Origin of the sequence: Candidatus Nanosynbacter featherlites (genome assembly GCF_005697565.1) — a bacterium.
GTDB lineage: Bacteria > Patescibacteriota > Saccharimonadia > Saccharimonadales > Saccharimonadaceae > Nanosynbacter > Nanosynbacter featherlites.
In genome coordinates this window covers 33,660-49,878 of record NZ_CP040004.1, presented here as the reverse complement: position 1 = coordinate 49,878, position 16,219 = coordinate 33,660, and the positions used below count along the sequence as shown (strand labels likewise).

The 16,219-nt window shown below is 46.6% G+C and carries 14 protein-coding genes, 1 tRNA gene and 1 pseudogene; 3 read left to right on the top strand and 13 right to left on the bottom strand.

Going from position 1 to position 16,219, the window contains the following annotated elements; genetic code table 11:
• Positions 1–3: 3 nt before the first annotated feature.
• From FBF37_RS00240 to FBF37_RS00195, 12 genes are all read right to left on the bottom strand, one after another.
• Positions 4–2,487 carry a helicase-related protein gene (locus tag FBF37_RS00240; protein ID WP_174843565.1) on the bottom strand — a complete coding sequence of 828 codons (2,484 nt, stop codon included), beginning with the start codon at positions 2,485–2,487 and terminating at the stop codon, positions 4–6.
• Positions 2,488–2,613: 126 nt separating this feature from the next.
• On the bottom strand, positions 2,614–3,048 hold the full coding sequence (locus FBF37_RS00235) for an MscL family protein (protein WP_138078350.1): 435 nt from the start codon (positions 3,046–3,048) through the stop codon (positions 2,614–2,616).
• Positions 3,049–3,104: 56 nt separating this feature from the next.
• Positions 3,105–4,736 (bottom strand): arginine--tRNA ligase, encoded by a 1,632-nt coding sequence (gene argS / locus FBF37_RS00230; RefSeq protein WP_138078348.1) that lies wholly within the window; start codon positions 4,734–4,736, stop codon positions 3,105–3,107.
• A 25-nt stretch (positions 4,737–4,761) separates the two neighbouring features.
• Positions 4,762–4,908: a hypothetical protein gene (locus FBF37_RS04060; RefSeq protein ID WP_174843564.1), complete on the bottom strand. Its 147-nt coding sequence runs from the start codon at positions 4,906–4,908 to the stop codon at positions 4,762–4,764.
• A 79-nt stretch (positions 4,909–4,987) separates the two neighbouring features.
• A complete protein-coding gene (gene pyrG / locus FBF37_RS00225) occupies positions 4,988–6,574 on the bottom strand; it encodes a CTP synthase (RefSeq protein WP_138078346.1) in 1,587 nt (528 codons plus the stop codon).
• A 49-nt stretch (positions 6,575–6,623) separates the two neighbouring features.
• Complete coding sequence (locus tag FBF37_RS04055) at positions 6,624–6,797, bottom strand: hypothetical protein (RefSeq protein WP_174843563.1); 174 nt, start codon at positions 6,795–6,797, stop codon at positions 6,624–6,626.
• 60 nt (positions 6,798–6,857) lie between these two features.
• Positions 6,858–7,256, bottom strand: a complete 399-nt coding sequence (locus tag FBF37_RS00220) for a pyridoxamine 5'-phosphate oxidase family protein (RefSeq protein ID WP_138078344.1) — start codon at positions 7,254–7,256, stop codon at positions 6,858–6,860.
• A 5-nt stretch (positions 7,257–7,261) separates the two neighbouring features.
• Positions 7,262–8,263, bottom strand: a complete 1,002-nt coding sequence (locus FBF37_RS00215; protein ID WP_138078342.1) for a ribonucleotide-diphosphate reductase subunit beta — start codon at positions 8,261–8,263, stop codon at positions 7,262–7,264.
• 12 nt (positions 8,264–8,275) lie between these two features.
• On the bottom strand, positions 8,276–10,681 hold the full coding sequence (locus FBF37_RS00210) for a ribonucleoside-diphosphate reductase subunit alpha (RefSeq protein WP_138078340.1): 2,406 nt from the start codon (positions 10,679–10,681) through the stop codon (positions 8,276–8,278).
• 142 nt (positions 10,682–10,823) lie between these two features.
• Positions 10,824–11,330 carry a deaminase gene (locus tag FBF37_RS04210; protein ID WP_420887535.1) on the bottom strand — a complete coding sequence of 169 codons (507 nt, stop codon included), beginning with the start codon at positions 11,328–11,330 and terminating at the stop codon, positions 10,824–10,826.
• Positions 11,331–11,353: 23 nt separating this feature from the next.
• Positions 11,354–11,791, bottom strand: a complete 438-nt coding sequence (locus FBF37_RS04050; RefSeq protein WP_174843561.1) for a GNAT family N-acetyltransferase — start codon at positions 11,789–11,791, stop codon at positions 11,354–11,356.
• Between the two features lie 397 nt (positions 11,792–12,188).
• A tRNA-Ser gene (locus FBF37_RS00195) sits at positions 12,189–12,280 on the bottom strand.
• Between the two features lie 136 nt (positions 12,281–12,416).
• On the opposite strand from FBF37_RS00195, the pseudogene FBF37_RS00190 reads away from it, so the two are divergent.
• Both FBF37_RS00190 and FBF37_RS00185 read left to right on the top strand, forming a co-directional pair.
• Positions 12,417–13,100 (top strand): annotated as a pseudogene (locus FBF37_RS00190) (ABC transporter ATP-binding protein); the annotation flags it as partial.
• A 287-nt stretch (positions 13,101–13,387) separates the two neighbouring features.
• Positions 13,388–14,596 carry an ABC transporter permease gene (locus FBF37_RS00185; RefSeq protein WP_138078332.1) on the top strand — a complete coding sequence of 403 codons (1,209 nt, stop codon included), beginning with the start codon at positions 13,388–13,390 and terminating at the stop codon, positions 14,594–14,596.
• Between the two features lie 14 nt (positions 14,597–14,610).
• On the opposite strand, the gene FBF37_RS00180 is transcribed toward FBF37_RS00185, so the two are convergent.
• Complete coding sequence (locus tag FBF37_RS00180) at positions 14,611–15,633, bottom strand: bifunctional phosphoglucose/phosphomannose isomerase (RefSeq protein ID WP_174843560.1); 1,023 nt, start codon at positions 15,631–15,633, stop codon at positions 14,611–14,613.
• Between the two features lie 79 nt (positions 15,634–15,712).
• Between FBF37_RS00180 and FBF37_RS00175 the strand changes: the two genes are divergently transcribed.
• Positions 15,713–16,213, top strand: coding sequence for a hypothetical protein (locus tag FBF37_RS00175; RefSeq protein ID WP_138078328.1), 501 nt, complete (start codon positions 15,713–15,715; stop codon positions 16,211–16,213).
• Positions 16,214–16,219 lie beyond the last annotated feature (6 nt).

Genomic DNA, 16,219 nt, shown 5'->3' with positions numbered 1-16,219 from the left:
TCGTCATCTGTTTATTTGACCATAAAAAGCTTCTTGCTGTTCGCTCGTTAATACCTCTTGCACCACAGCCCAAACCTTAGCCTCCGCTTCATGGACATTGTGACTATTTACCGCAGACCCGTCTAGGACCTGACGCAATTGACCCTTAGTAATAACTCGCTGATGTTGTAAATCAAACAATACTCTTACTTGTTTATTGGCCCTGTTTTTCATCGTGTCCACTACCAGCGCGATTTGCTCATCTGTTGTGGCGGGGATTTTTTGCTGTTGCTCTGGACCGATTACCAGTGAGCCAACTTTCGGCTGCGCCACATGAACCAAATCACCATTCGGGGCAACTCTGTCACCAAGGAACTCAGGCACAGCACTGCCGCTCAAAGCTTGCGTGATTTGGTCCTTCGTCACCGGCAAAATCGTATTAAGCGTATGTCGACGACCGTCATGCGCGTCATACCACCATGGAAAGGCTACTACCAACTTCAGCGCCTCCATACCCATGCGCCGCGCTAAACTATACGAACTAATTTCGTACTCAGAAATACCACGTTCGCCAGTATGAATGTTGGTGTATTGGTTGACCGTTGTTCGTCCAATGCGCCGACTACCAGCTTTGGCGTACAATAATTCCTGAAACCCGCGCACCAAAGCCACTGATATATTGTGTTTTTCCTCACTATTTAATTCACCCATGTCGATGTCGTTTGGATTAACCGACAGACGCCGACATATTTTACTAAATTGATAGTGAATATTGTCCGCCTTATTCGGATCAATGCCATTTGCGAGATAGGCACGACCATCAGTGTGATGACCATCATAGATCTCTCTGGTTCTCAAAAAAGCATCGTATTCGGCAAAAAAGTCATCTGTTGTATCTGGGCTGATAAATTCCTGGAACAATTCCTTTGGTTGATGCCATGCAGCAAAGCCACCACCAGAGATAGAAGCCGCAATCGCTGATAGCGCCAGCACTTCACGCAAGCTTCCTCCACGTTTAATCATTTCTGCTAATGCTCGAGACAATTCTGGTGACAACGGTAGATTATCCATAAATTCACCAATTTTTGTAATCCGCCCCTCTCCGTCAATCGCCTCCAGCGTTTCCAACAAATCGTACGATTCTTGAATAACTTTTTTACTAGCAACAGGGTACATCAAGTACTGGTTCAAGTCTTCAAAATCACCATTCAAATGAATAGCTGACAAGACATTACGCACAACATTAGTGTGGTATATCTCCGGTGGAATGTGCTGTTCACGGGATGTAATGTCATAGAACCCTTTTAATTCCTCTGGTAGATAAATCTTGCCGTAGGAAATTGGACGCGCCAGCACAAACTTTGCACCATCAATATCACGACCACCGCGCCCCGCTTGTTGCATCAACTCGGCCTGAGTACACAACCGAGGTGGCAATCCTTCTGCACCCTCTTCGCCAATCTCTTTACTCTTTGTCAGGCCATTTGACAGCACCAAATCAACCTCAGGGATGGTGATACCAGACTGTCCAGCCGAAGTTGAAACAATGACAAATGATTCATCTTCTGCCGGTTCAGCAGTAAAAATTTCTCGGCGGGCAGCTTCTGATATACCAGAATGTAGCTTGAAGAATCGTATCCTCCCGGATTGATGGCGAGTGTGGCGTTTGATTGAAGCAATAGTCTCCTCAATACTCCTCACCCCCTCAACAAAGACCAATGATTTTTTCGAGTCCTTACCATATTCAAGATAGGCTTCAGACACGGTACTCACCTTATCTTCTGTGATGTCGATCTCATGCGGTCGGCCCTCAATGGTTACGACGGGCAGCTCCGATCCGTTAATATCTTCGTACATAGTTTGGGAAACTTCGGTATCAGGCGTGGCGCTGGAAAAAGCCATGTGCCATTTGTCAGTCTTCTCAATCGATTTTGCAGCCAGTGCGGTGGCAAATTCCATCTCTAAGTTAGCTTCATGTATTTCATCAACCAGCACCAGTGTTTTCTCATCATGCCAGTCACCAGAAAGTTGCTCCAGCTTCTTCGTAAAGGTTGCCGCTGTCATGAAACAAAGCCTGGTGTCCGGCGTCGCCTCAGTGGCACGTCCATGAATCTTTCCCACCAGGTGATCAGGATATTGCTTACCCAACTGTCCACGTAAACTTTGCTCGACATATTCAGTAACATTATCAACAATCACCCGTCGCGGCATCAACACCACAACACGATCAAACCGCTCCAGTGCATACTGAGCGGTTTGTGTCGTTTTACCACTACCCGTCGGTCCACATAACCAAGATATTTTGTTCTCTGAGAGTGTATCTAATATCTCTGCTTTGTGCTTATACGCAGGCAATTCTTTGTCACCAAGATCGTAGTTAGCAAAAGGAGTTTCCGGTAACTTCCCGTGCTGTTTTCGCAATTCTTCGAGGCGCTGTCTTCTCTGCTCGGGAGACTCGCCATAGTTATATGGCGACCGTCGAGGACCTTCAATATTCTGACTTAACAAATGGCTACTACTCGGTTCTTTCGACCTATGTAAATAACCCGCCCTCCGGACTCCATCTTTCACGCTACACTCTCCTTTATACTCACATTGTAGATAGGAGAGCGCAAAATGGCAAACGTAAGCGTTTTAGTCTTTTTTCTTGTCTAATTTATCAAGTTTCAAGAAATGGACAATTGCATATACTACAAAGGCAACCGCCAGCAAGGTGATCAATGAGCTGATAAATGCTCCGTACAAAAATTCACCCCGACGTCCAGCGATCTCAACAGTAAATGACGCTGCCTGAAGACCTTGTTGCGAACCAACGATCAACTGTACAAGCGGGTCGATAAATGCTGTCACCAACTTTTTCACGGTATCACCAGCCGCAGTACCGATCGCCAAACCGACAGCCAGACCAACGACGCCTTGTTCACGGATAAACGTCATAAAACCACCGCCATGGCTTTTTACCGCGCCTGCTTTTTCTTTCAACGCCGCTACGCTTGGTTTTTTAATAATTGACTTCTTGGTTGCCGTTTTTTTGACTGCCGCTTTCTTGGCTACTTTTTTCTCCGCCATAAAACTCCTTTACGTTAAGTAACACCTTGATTGTACCATATTTAATGTAGAGCGACTTATAGCCTCTCTGGCGCTACAATACCCAAAACAGTCAACCCTGCTTTCAAGATATCAGCGTACACCGCCACCAGACCAACGCGGTGCGCTTCTTTGTCGCTGCCGACGACTTGGTTTTTCTCGTAATAACGATTGAACTCCTGTGCCAGCTCAAACAGGTAGGCACAAACATGATGCGGTTCCAGGCTTTCAGTAGCTCGGTTAACCGCCTCCGCGTATTCGCTCATTTTTCTGACCAGCAGCCGATCTTCGTCAAACAATTCCGTCGGGAAAGCAGCTGTCTGCTCAGACTTTGCCAAAATTCCCCGCGCCCGAGCGTGCGCGTATTGCAGATAGCTACCGGTATTACCGGTGAGACTCACTGCATCATTGATATCAAATACCACGTCGCTACCGATTTTCACCTTCAAAAATTGATAGCGCAGTGCACCTGCCACCACCGCGTCGGTTGGTTCGCCACCAGCTTGGGTGATAGCTTTTTTGAATTCGTTGAACAGCCAGTCAATGGTAATCACCTCGCCAGTACGCGAACTCATTTTACCAGTCGTTAGTTTGACGAGGCCAGTCGCATAATTAAACAATTTACCCTTCAATTCTGGAATTGCGAGTTCACTAGCGGCAATCACCCCGCGGAAATACGCCGCCTGCTCTTCGCCGTTGACCGTAATCGATAGGTCCAGGTTTGGATAATCTTGATGCTTCAACTGAATTAGTCCCATGTCGTGCGCACCGTACAACCCGTTGCCGTGTGAACCGATGAACACATTATCAAACGCACCGTATTGGCTACCTTTGAAGATATACGCACCATCTGATTTGGTAAAGACCTCTGGGGTTTTTGCTTTGATCAAGGCCTTGCCCGGTACTTCGGTTTCGCTCTCGACATAGCGCCGTTCAATTGGCATATTACCTAGCCGCGCCACATTGGCGTCAATTTCATCAAAACTCCAGGCTTTACAAATCTCGTACACCTGCTTATACAGCGGATCGTCCAGCACAAACGATTGTTTGGCCAGCTCATCAATTTCTGCCCGCGCCTCTGGTGATTCCTTGGCTGCCCGCGCCCCTTCAACGTACATACGACTCATAAATTCGTTGCGCTTATCAGCCGGGATAGCGTCCAGTTTGCTGACATCACCGTCAATTTCGCGCAGAATCGCCCACATACTCTTGCCGACATGTGTACCGACGTCGCCGTGGTAACTCACTCGGTGTACTGACGCACCATCTACCGCCAGCAAATTCGCCATGGTGTCCGCCAAAATTGCATTCAACGCATGGCCAATGTGCATAGCCTTAAACGGATTTGGACAATTGGTCTCAATGACCACTTTTTTTCCTGCACGATTAGTCGCCGGCCGCATTTTCAGCGATTCCAGCACCGCTTGGTCACTTAACGTCACGTTGATGAAGCCCGGACCAGCCACGCTAACCTCGCTCAGCTCCTCGTGACCACGCAGCTCTTCGGCAATCGCCTCAGCAATCTCGCGCGGATTCTTACCCAGCGGTTTGGCCAGCTGCAGCGCCACGTTCGTCGCAAAATCGCCAAACTTTGGGTCAGGACGCGTCAACTGCACTGTTGTTTCAATATTAAATAGCTTTGCAATAACTTCTTGAATTGTGTGTTCCATCAGCACCAGTATACCACCAGATCAACTAGTCTTCCACTATATCCAAGTCTAACGCCGTGGCAGAGATTAAACTTGATCCCCGGACATGACGCAAAATATACGACAAGGTTGATAAATCATCCTGTGTTGGCAACACATGTGATTGCTGTGATAATGCTTGTTCTTCAGCCATTCTTTTCCTTTTTATTTTTAGCATACAACTGATTACCATTTTAGCATTATTACATCTTTTTGTCAATATAGCGCGGTTGTTAGGCGTTTCTTGCCAAAACAGCTGCTCGGATTAGCCCCGAAAAGAGTGGATGTGGCCGGAATGGTCGTGACTTAAACTCTGGGTGAGCTTGTGTAGCGATGAAATAGTCACAGTGTGGCGATTCCACAAATTCAACCAATCTACCGTCTGGCGAGGTGCCCGAAATAACCAAACCACCTTGTTCAATCGCCTGAGCAAAATCCTTATTCACCTCATATCGGTGGCGGTGTCGCTCTGTCACCTCTGTTGTGCCATACGTCTTTGCCACGAGTGAGCCTTCTTTCAGCACTGCTGGATAATCACCAAGGCGCATCGTGCCACCAGTCGACTCTTTACCTGCCTGCCCATCCATCAGATAAATCACGTTCGCACCCTGACCTGCACCAAATTCCTCACTATTAGCACCGTCCACGCCACCTCGACGCGCCGCGGCAATTACCGCTGTTTGCATACCCAAACAAATGCCCAAATATGGTTTATTGTGCTCCAGACAATACATTGCCGCTGCAATTTTTCCTTCAACACCGCGTGAGCCAAATCCGCCTGGCACCAACACAGCATCAACCTTAGCAAAATCGTCATCGCTGGCGGTCTCTGAATTTATCCACCGTATATTGACCTCACAATTCTCCGCCCAGGCTGCCGATTTCAACGCCTCAGTCACCGACAAATACGTATCGGTATTGTCAATATATTTTGCCACTAGACCAACGGTTACTTCACGAGCATAGTCAGTCGTGTCACGCGTGGCGAGATTTTTCCAACGAGTCAAATCAGGCTCCGTTGTTACTCCAGTAAATTCACTCAACATTGGTCCCAGGTCGCGTGCAACCGTCAGCGGCACCTCATACACGGTATTAACATTTGGCATCATGATGATACCTTCAGGACGTACACCAGATGAGATAGCAATTTTTTCGCCAACACTACGCGGAGGTTTATCATGACCCTCGGTCCGCACCGCCACGACATCTGGCATGATCCCAAAACTACGAAGCTCCGCCATGGCATTTTGTGCAGGCTTTGTTTTGTACTCCTGACTCGCTTCCAAAAACGGCACATACACCACATGAACAAAGAGACAATTATCCCTACCTACTTCTTGTGAAAAATCACGAATTGCTTCGATAAAGCTCAGACCTTCGTAGTCCCCGACCGTACCGCCAATTTCTACAATGTGAACATCGCCCTCAGCTGCTTCGTGAATAGATTTTTTAATAGCATTGGTCAAATGTGGCACTAGCTGCACCGTTTGCCCACCAAATTTACCAGCTCGTTCATCAGCGATGAGATCACGCAATAGTCGACCTGACAGGGTAGTATTTTTCCACGTCAACTCCAAATCCAAAAAGCGTTCATAGTGTCCTAGGTCCAAATCAGTCTCGGCACCATCTTTTGTTACAAAGCATTCACCGTGTTCTTTGGGATTTAACAATCCAGCGTCAACATTCAAGTACGGATCACACTTTTGTACTGACACCGACAAGCCTTTGGCTTGCAACACTGCACCAATACTTGCCGCCGTGATTCCCTTACCAACACCAGACAACACCCCACCAGTTACAAAAATATATTTCTTCGTCATCACTTCTCCAACCTATCAAAAGAGGCGCCGAATCGGCACCTCTGTTGTTTTATTCACAACCGTCACACACCGTCAAACTTGCGGGATCGAGCGGCGCCGCAATACCACCAGATTTTTTTGCCTGGTCATCAGCTGCCTGCTGTACTGCTTTCATCGCCGCGTCAATAGCGCTTAATTTTTCTTCCAATGTCATGTCGTCAGAAATAATTTGACTTGCGTTCATGTTCCTGTCTTTCTATATATTTAGTATCTGCTTATGCTTATAATACGCTATATGTAGCGTTTATGCAATATAGTGCAGCCAATTTCCTGTTGTAGTTTTTTCATCAATATTACCAATTGGCATGATGTAAATTTGCCTATTCTCCACACGCGGCATAAAGTCGCCCAGTTTGTTGGCGTACACTTCCAAAGCCGCGGCCTCTTCTTCCTCTGGCAACTCTCGTACCTTTGTTGTCAAAAAGACAGCACTCTTTTGATCATTCCACACTACAAATTCTACAACACCGCTGCGGTACGCATTAACGGCGTGGCGGGATTGTCGGTCAGAGATCCAGATAATGTTGTCATTTTTATAACGTACAAAGTGGAGCGGCGTCACTAGCGGCGTTCTGTCACGATTAACAGTCGCCAAAGCGCCAATTTCAACTGTGTCTAAAATATCTGTTGTAATTTTGTCCATGGCAGTTACTTCGTAGTGTTTACTTCATAGCTCGTGTTAGTACTTTCAAAGAAATTGACCAACTCCAAAGTGTCGTTTGCCGTCGCCATCCATTTGGCTGGGTTGGCCACGTTGTACTCCGGCTCAAACCCAAGCTCGACCAAGCGGCGGTCAGTCATGTGCATAACGTACTGGTTAACATAATCAGCGTTCAGACCCAAGATGCCTTTTGGTAACATGTCCTTGTTGTACTCTTTCTCCAGCTCCACCGCCTGCAGGATGAGGTTGCGGATTTCCTCAGCAAATTCTTGGGTTTGCAGTTCTGGGTTTTCGTCCAAAATAGTCAGTAGCAAATTAATACCAAAGGTCAGGTGTAAGTTCTCATCCTTAGTGATCCAGTCGAGCAGTGTACCGACATTGCGCAGCAAGTTGCGCTGACGGAAACTCATACCGACCATAAAGCCTGAGTAGAACCAAATGCCTTCCAGTACAATGTTATAGGCCACCAGTGAGCGGACAAAATCTTTCTTACCCTCCAGCGTGTAGATATCAAGATTTGGATCCAGCATCACATCCAGGTGCTTGTTCTGGAAATCTGCCTTGTCAGCCAGCGATTTTTTGCCAAAGCCCGCCGCGTAAATCTCCTCCCGGTCAAACGGAAACGTCTCGATGATATATTCAAAGGTCATGAAGTGGTTGGCCTCTTCCCACATCTGTTTTGACAGATAGAGCTGCGCTTCAGCAGCGTTGACATATGGGTAAATACCAAAGGCCAGCGACTTGTTGATCAGTAACTCGTTTGGGTTAAGATAACTAATGACGGTTTTGAGCGCATGCTTTTCCTCGTCACTGAGTTTTTCAAAATCCGCCAAATCCTGTACCAACTGCACCTCGTTTGGAAACCAGGTGTTAGCCACTGCTTGGTTGTATAAGTCGTATGCCCATGGGTAACGAATTGGGTGCAAGCTCAGCCCATCGCGTAGTCCTGAACCTAATATTCCACCTTTTGGATGTGTGTAATCTGCCATAATATCCCCCTTTTATTTATTAATTTTCGCAAAGCCAAAGCCACGTGCCTTGCCAGCGCCTGTTCTAATCTTTTGCTCAGCAATTTTTTCCACTGAAACCGTCGTTTGTTCTGATTGGTGGCGTGGCTTAACGTGTAGGTAGTAGGTCGTTTTCAAGCCACGACGCCACGCTTCAGAATAAATCTCCACATATTCATCAATATCACGAGTCTCAAGGTACATATTACGGCTAATTGCCTGGTCAACCCATTTTTGAGCCCGAGCCGCCACTTCAATAAATGCATATGGGCTTAATTGGAAGCTGGTTTTATACACATCTTTCAATTTCTGTGGGATAGCGTCAATGTGTTGAATATCACCTTGATTGGCGAACACTTCCTCCTTGATGTCGTCCCACAAGTTCAGCGCCTTAAGGTCGCGCACCAGGTTGTTATTCACCTCCAAAAACTTACCGTTCAACGTTGAGCGGCTAAAAATCTGCGCAAACTGCGGATCAATACCTGGCGTGGTGCCAGCAATGTGACCGATGTTAGCCGTTGGCGCAATAGCCATCAAAGTAGCATTACGCATACCCTTTTTAACCTTCACCCGCAGTGCGTCCCAATCGAGGCTCGACTTGTGATCGATTTTCACCTTAACTTTGCGGTCGGTAGACAGCGTCTCTAGTGTATCAATCGGCAAAATACCCTTACTCCAACCACTACCCTTATAGGTAGGATAGCTGCCTAGCTCTTGTGCCAAATCTGCTGACTGGTCGATAGCGTGATAACTGATAAATTCGGTAAGTTTATCAATCAAGTCATATGCCTCTGTGGACTCATAGCAATACCCAAGTTTTTCCAGCACATCAGTAAAGCCCATCAAGCCCAAACCAATTGCCCGAGTTTGATTGTTTGAGTGCATAGCTTCGGTGATTGGTGTTTTGGTGATATCCACCAAATTATCCAATTGGCGCACAGCAGCCCGTGACGCTTCTTTGAGTCGATCCCAATCCCACGTCTTGTCTTCGTTCAAAAAGGCTGACAAATTGATACTGATCAAGTTGCAGGTAGCGATGTTGTCTTTGTCTTGCGGTAAGGTAATTTCTGTACAGAGATTAGAAAGGTGAATCGTACCGGTGTTATTGTTTAGGGCTCGAACGTTAATAGTATCTTTCCAGGTGAGCCATGGGTGGCTGGTAGCCTGCAGGCTGGTCAGAATCTGCTTGAACTGCTGACGAGCTGATGTCTTTTCAAAGACACGCATTTTGCCAGCTTCAGCCAGCTTGATGTACTCTTTGTAGCGCGCTGAAAATTCCTCACCGTACAGCTCTGGCAAATCTGGCGTATCTGCTGGATCAAACAAGTACCAATCTTGATCTTTTTGCACCCGCTTCATAAATTCGTCAGAAATAAACACCGCAGTGTTAGCAAAACGCGTTCGCATGTACGGGTCGCCGGAGTTCGAGCGTAGGTCGATAAACTGCGGAAAGTTAAGATGCCAGTTTTCCATGTAGATGGCTGCTGCACCAGCTTTCTTACCCTTACGAGAGACGGCAAACAGTGCGGTATCAATCATCTTCATAAAGGGAATCGGGCCGGTTGACTCAGTATTAGTGGTTTTAACTGGACTACCAGCTGCCCGCAACTTAGTAAAGCCAATGCCGATGCCACCGGTGCCCTTAGCAATCCACATAGTGTCGCGCACTGCCTTAGCAATTGACTCCATGTCATCATCAACATTTAGCAAAAAGCAGTTACTGAGCTGCGGGAACGAGCCACCAGCATTGACGCGGGTTGAGCCGCCTGGCACATATTCCAAACTGCTCATGTGATTATAAAACACAATCGCTGCGGCGGTAGGATCTTTCTCGTTGTAACTCAGCCCCATGGCAATGCGCATGTGAGTAAATTGTGGCGTCTCCATTGGCTGACCATTTTGCTTACGGAGGGCGTAACGGTTGCGGTTGGTGATCACTCCCAGATATTTACTGAGATCGTCCTTGGCAGGATCAAGCGCTTCACCAAGCTTTTTCAAATCAAACCTACCGTCAGCCATGCGAGTGTCTAACAGGCCTTCTTTGACGGCTGCTTTCACAAATTTCGGAAATTCTTTTGCGTGCAACTTTTTGAGTTCATCCACCGACTGATAGTCGCCCAAAATACTCTTATAAATCGTCTTCAGTAACAGTCGTGCCGCAATCTTATCATAATCTGGATCATCTTTAACATTCTGCAGTGTTGTTTGAATGACCGCTTGGTCGAGCTGCTCGGTCGTAATGCCGTCAAACAGTGTAAGCTGAAGTTCAGTAGCCACCTGCACGACTTTAGATACTTGGTCAGGCAGCCCCTCTGCTGCCTTCAGTAACGCTATGTTAATTTTGTTTGCATCAAACGGCTCTTTCGTCCCGTCTCGTTTGACGACATGAATGACACTCATTATACCTCCCTTAAACTATATTGGTCATAGAGACACAAGAAAAATACCAACAGCACCTCCCCCGTGGTATCAGCTTTTCTCACCTCTTGGTTTTTGTTTGTCTACCCGCTATAGATATAGCGTATATATACCATGATAAGCACTAAATGTAGGGTTTGCAATAGGTTTTGTTAATTTTACAATGAAAGGTGTCGTGAAAAGCGAGCAAAGACCGGGCATACTGAATTCCCCCTTCGTTACGAGAGATCGTTAGATACTCCTGAAAGAGTCTTACGACTTGGCTGTGCGCTGTTGGCCCATGTATAATCAGCTTATTAGTCAGGCCAGCGTTAATGGCACCGAGAGCATAACCTCCACCGTCGACCGCATCCATACCATAGTAAATCTTCGTAATTCCAGCATTAATACAGGCTCCGATGCACATCAAGCAAGGCTCAAGAGTTGAGTACAACACGGCGTTTGAAGCCACGCTCCAAATTCGATGTCCAAGACATTCGATCATTGAGTTCTCTCCGTGACATGCAGGACCTCCGCAAGCAACACGAGTCTCTCCAATAGCAACCACTTTCCCGTCAACTGCCAGGACACAGCCAATGGGGTTCTCGCCATTCTGTATCGCGCTACGAGCCGCACCTAGCGCACGCTCCATTAACCGAGAATCATATTCATCCATCATTCACCACTATACAGCTTTCCACAAGTCACTCTTTCAAACCCCAGAGACGAGTACATCTCCTCCACTGGCGAGTCCGCTTCAGTCTGCAGCAGAATTGTAGGATTGTCGTGCGTAAACCGCGCATTTACCTCACGCACTATTGCTTTTGTAGCAAGAGAGCCGTAGCCTTTTCTTCGAGAATCAGGGGCTGTTCCTACCGAGTAGATCGCTCCAACATCTGGCCCAACCAGGGCCGAGCCGACTGCGACACACCGACCGTCTACCGTAACCTTGCTATGTACGGCATGAATCAACGGATGCTTGGGCTCCTGTTGTGCATACGACCGCACATATGCAAAGGGTAGCCCAGAATAACCAATCCCCTCGCCCTCCTCCTCGGAAGTGCCATACGCGGCCTCGAAGACCATCAACATATCATTATCGGGCCGAGCCACGATCGTGGTGGAAGCTCCCGAAGAATCGGTGGTCGAATCGTCTGTTAGCGCAGTGTTGTCGGCCAAGACCATCCATGCTTCACGAGATTCCAGAGAAAAGGACATGTCGTTAAGCGAATCCGTAGTCCAGATGTTGAAAGGATATCCGTACTGCCTACAGTAGGTGGATATCTGCGCCATATCCCCCTTCGAAGGCGCCCTCCCATCAACGCGGTAAGCGTAGTTCCAGTAGCAGTCGTCAATTCCCGACTGCCCTTGGGCATACCACCATCCATCCCCAATCAAATGAATCCCACGCAAAAAGACGCCAACGTTTGCTTCATTGTGGAATTGAACGAGTTTTGATAGGGTCATAATCTCCATGGTATCGATGGCACTGAGAGGTAAGTATCAACTCTGGCGGAAGGACGGGGATTCGAACCCCGGAGACCCCGTGAAGAGTCTACACACTTTCCAGGCGTGCCAGTTCAACCACTCCTGCATCCTTCCGTCTTGACTTAGTATACAAGACTTTATGGGAAATAACCAACTACCACAGTAACAATGTAATGATAGGCTGATGATGTACATTTTACATAACTATTATGGTTGCATATCCTCCCGTACTGCATATAATAAATATAGTATGGATACACCAGTTGCACCGTGTATAAGACTCACAAACATTACAAAGTGTTTCGGTATCGGCGATGCGGAACACTATGCTCTTGACGACGTAAACTTGACCGTCGAGAAGGGCGAATTCATTGCCATCATGGGGCCAAGTGGTTGCGGTAAAACCACTCTCTTAAATATCATCGGATTGCTAGATCAAGCAACAGATGGTGAATATTTCCTCAACGGTGATTCAGTGGACAATCTCGGCTCAAAACGATTAGCCCGAATCCGTTCAGATGACATCGGTTTTGTGTTTCAGAATTTTAACTTGATTCCTCGCTTAAGCGTCTTGGAAAACGTTTCTCTACCTCTGACCTACAAAGGAATGAGTAAAATCAAACGACTACAAGAAGCCAGCCGAATCTTAAAGAATTTCCACCTGGGCGAGCGTGAATATTACATGCCACATCAATTGTCAGGTGGACAGGTTCAGCGCGTAGCAATTGCCCGCGCCCTGGTGAACAGCCCGTCAATCATCTTGGCGGATGAACCAACCGGCAACTTGGACAGTAAAGCCAGCCACATCATCATGGAAGAGTTGGCCGATATTCACCGCCGTGGCAACACCATCATCATGGTAACCCACAACCCTGAGTTGACTTCGTACGCCAGCCGCGTCATCACCATGCTTGACGGTAGGATCGATACAGATGAACAGCTGCAGAAATCAGCACCATTCAGGAAAAACTTGGAAATTATTGACGAGAAAAAAGAGGCTAAACCATCAGACAAGCCTAAGAAGTCTGAGAAAAAAACTACTGAAACAACTGAGAAGTCCAAAAAGGAAGATTCAAAGCCTACTGAACAGCCTGAGAAAGAAGAATCCAAACCTGTTGAGAAACCAAAAAAAGAAGATGATAAACCTGCTGAAAAGTCCGAGAAAAAATCTTCAACCAAATCCACCAAGAAGACACAAGCTTCCAAAAAGGAGACGACCAAGTGAGGTTTTTATTCAAAAATCACATAGAAAATGCCATGCAATCCCTCCGTGCCAGCCGTGGTCGGACAACGTTGACTGTTACTGGCATCACCATTGGTATCATGGGCATCACCATGATTATGTCTTTGTCTGTTAGTGTCAATAAATTGATTAACCAACAGTTCTCAACAACCAAAGACAGTGTAGCATTGATACGGTCTGGTTTGGGTGGTAATGTTGAACGCTCATTGTCTCAAGCGCAAAATATTACACCTTTACCAACCCTAACTGAATATGATGTACAGGACGTTGCTCGCATCACCCAAAACAGTGCTCCAATGTCAGTTATTCATAACACCATCACTACCACTAATTCACGCGTTGACGCCAACAAAACTGCCATCATTGGCACTACTGAAAAAATCAAGGACCTTGCAGAGTTAGAGTTACGCGATGGTCAATTTGTTGGGCAAGCCAACGGCGTGGTGATTGGTCATCAATTGTCAATTGATTTGTTTGGTACCGAATATTCACTTGGTAATGTACTGCGTATTCAGGATAAGCCGTTTACTGTCATGGGTGTCTTAAAACCAGTCAAACAACCGCTTACTTACTTGGGTGTTAATTTCAATAACTCAGCCATCGTTTCACTGGATGTCAGTAAGAAGCTAACACAAAATGTCGCACAAATTCAGCAAATTGCCATCAAAACTGACGGCGACTCATCGCTTGAGAAAGCAATTTCTGATATTACAGCAAAGCTCAATCAAAATCACCACGATGCTAATGACTACCACATCATAACCGGTAAAGATATTACCGCCACCAGCGATGCTATGCTGTTGTCACTGTCGGCAATCATGATTGCTGTATCAATCATATCGCTGTTCGTCGGTGGAATTAGCATCATGAATATTATGTTGGTAAATGTTGCCGAACGACAGCGTGAGGTCGGTATCCGTAAAGCTATTGGTGCCACTAACCGACACATTATCCATCAATTCTTGATCGAGTCAGTAATCATTGGCTTAGCCGGTGGTATCATGGGGTATATCTTTGGCTTAATTGGTGCATACACAGTCAGTACTTTCCTACCAGTTTCACCAATTTTGAGCTGGCAGCCTGCTGTCGTCAGTATTGGCGCTGCCATGCTGGTCGGTGTCGTCTTTGGTATTTATCCAGCCGTACGCGCTGCCAACCGCAACACTATTGAAGCGATGCGCAACTAAGTAATCCAGACTATTTAGCTTAATTCTTTCTTCAGACGTTCTACCAGTTTTACTGGCGCTGGATCAACGCCGTTCAGGATTGCTGTGTAAATACTTGCGGCGTCACCAAGCGCCAAGCCCCACAATAGTTGTTTAAGCAAGGTCTCTCCCTGTAATTCTACAGACACAGCGTGCGGACGCATACCACTCAACAGGCGATCGCTCAGTTCCATACGCTCGCGAATACGCGGATGTTCCAAATGACTCATCAAATCAAAAATCACAAATGGCTTTTCAACCGGATGAGATGACCAGCCGATAAACTCATTGTGGTTAAATTCAGGGTATTGATTACAAAAAGCTATATTTTTTGCCGATTCATTCCAGCTGATTTTCCACTTATATGCCAACGGCCATGTTAATTCACCAGCATAAATCACCGGGGTTTTGCCAGCCGACTTGACTGCCAATTGTTTAGCAATGTTTTGCTCAGTTGGCACTTCTGGTGCCCAAGCTTTTACCTGACCAGATAACCATTCGCCGCTTTCTTCCAATTTTTGATACAAATCACCATCGATGATCAAAAAATGTTGTAATATTTTCAACAGTCCTCGCAGATGATAAACTGTCGACATGCGCGGCTGTGCACCAGCCGGTATTTTTATCCTTTTTACGCCGTCAGCTGCTGCTTTTTCAAACAAGGCTCCACCTGTGGTGATTACTGCCAGCTGACAATTTTTGGCACGCGCTTGATCATAGCAACTGAGGGTTTCTTCTGTATTACCAGAGTGACTGATGGTGATAACTAGGGTATTATCATTCACAAAACCTGGTAGATCATAGCCTTTTGTTACCACCAGAGGAATATGTAGCCAACCCCTCGTTAACGCAATTACCATTTCTGCTGCCAGCGCCGAACCACCCATACCAGCAATCACCACCGCATTGATATTTCCCGCTATATACTCATTTCCTTCAATAATTGCCTCAAAAGACGTTTGCGCTGATAATTGCATCAAACCAGACAACGTGTCGGCTGGATCTTTTCGCCGAATCATAATAGGATCATCAAGCATCTTGTCATACCACCTTTCTTCATGCTAAAGTATAACATATATAAGCATAATCATTAATAAGATGGGTGGGGACATGCAAAACCAATCAGTTACCGATGACCAAGAGCTTGCCAAGGTTTTGGCAGGTGTAACACAACAAACAGATGACAATTTGAATTTTGAAGAGACGGGGACAACTCCGCAGTCAGACGACGCCCAGGTAGTCGCACCGCCACCAGACAACTCAATCCCAGTAACAACAGATGATCTGATGGTCGCACCGCCACCAGCGGTACCTATTTCCGTCGATACTACGACCCCTGTAGCCCCAGTGAGTGATTCAAACCTGGACTCCATCAAGCAACAAGCACTGTTAGAGCTCCGTCCCCTGGTTGACAAGTTGAATATCTCCCCAGAAGAAAAGTTTGACACCTACCTACTATTATTACGCTCAACAGATGACAGCGCTTTGATCGCTCCAGCACACGCAGCAGCTGGTGCCATCGCCGATGAATCTCGCCGCGCCCAAGCTCTGCTGGATGTGATCAAAGAGATAGATTACCTGTCAAATCCACAAAAATAGTCATTT

Bases quoted from the DNA above. Each gene is read 5' to 3' on its own strand.
- FBF37_RS00235 (WP_138078350.1), bottom strand. From the start codon at position 3,048: ATGGCGGAGAAAAAAGTAGCCAAGAAAGCGGCAGTCAAAAAAACGGCA.
- argS (WP_138078348.1), bottom strand. From the start codon at position 4,736: ATGGAACACACAATTCAAGAAGTTATTGCAAAGCTATTTAATATTGAA.
- FBF37_RS04060 (WP_174843564.1), bottom strand. From the start codon at position 4,908: ATGGCTGAAGAACAAGCATTATCACAGCAATCACATGTGTTGCCAACA.
- pyrG (WP_138078346.1), bottom strand. From the start codon at position 6,574: ATGACGAAGAAATATATTTTTGTAACTGGTGGGGTGTTGTCTGGTGTT.
- FBF37_RS04055 (WP_174843563.1), bottom strand. From the start codon at position 6,797: ATGAACGCAAGTCAAATTATTTCTGACGACATGACATTGGAAGAAAAA.
- FBF37_RS00220 (WP_138078344.1), bottom strand. From the start codon at position 7,256: ATGGACAAAATTACAACAGATATTTTAGACACAGTTGAAATTGGCGCT.
- FBF37_RS00215 (WP_138078342.1), bottom strand. From the start codon at position 8,263: ATGGCAGATTACACACATCCAAAAGGTGGAATATTAGGTTCAGGACTA.
- FBF37_RS00210 (WP_138078340.1), bottom strand. From the start codon at position 10,681: ATGAGTGTCATTCATGTCGTCAAACGAGACGGGACGAAAGAGCCGTTT.
- FBF37_RS04210 (WP_420887535.1), bottom strand. From the start codon at position 11,330: ATGGAGCGTGCGCTAGGTGCGGCTCGTAGCGCGATACAGAATGGCGAG.
- FBF37_RS00180 (WP_174843560.1), bottom strand. From the start codon at position 15,633: ATGATTCGGCGAAAAGATCCAGCCGACACGTTGTCTGGTTTGATGCAA.
- FBF37_RS00175 (WP_138078328.1), top strand. From the start codon at position 15,713: ATGGGTGGGGACATGCAAAACCAATCAGTTACCGATGACCAAGAGCTT.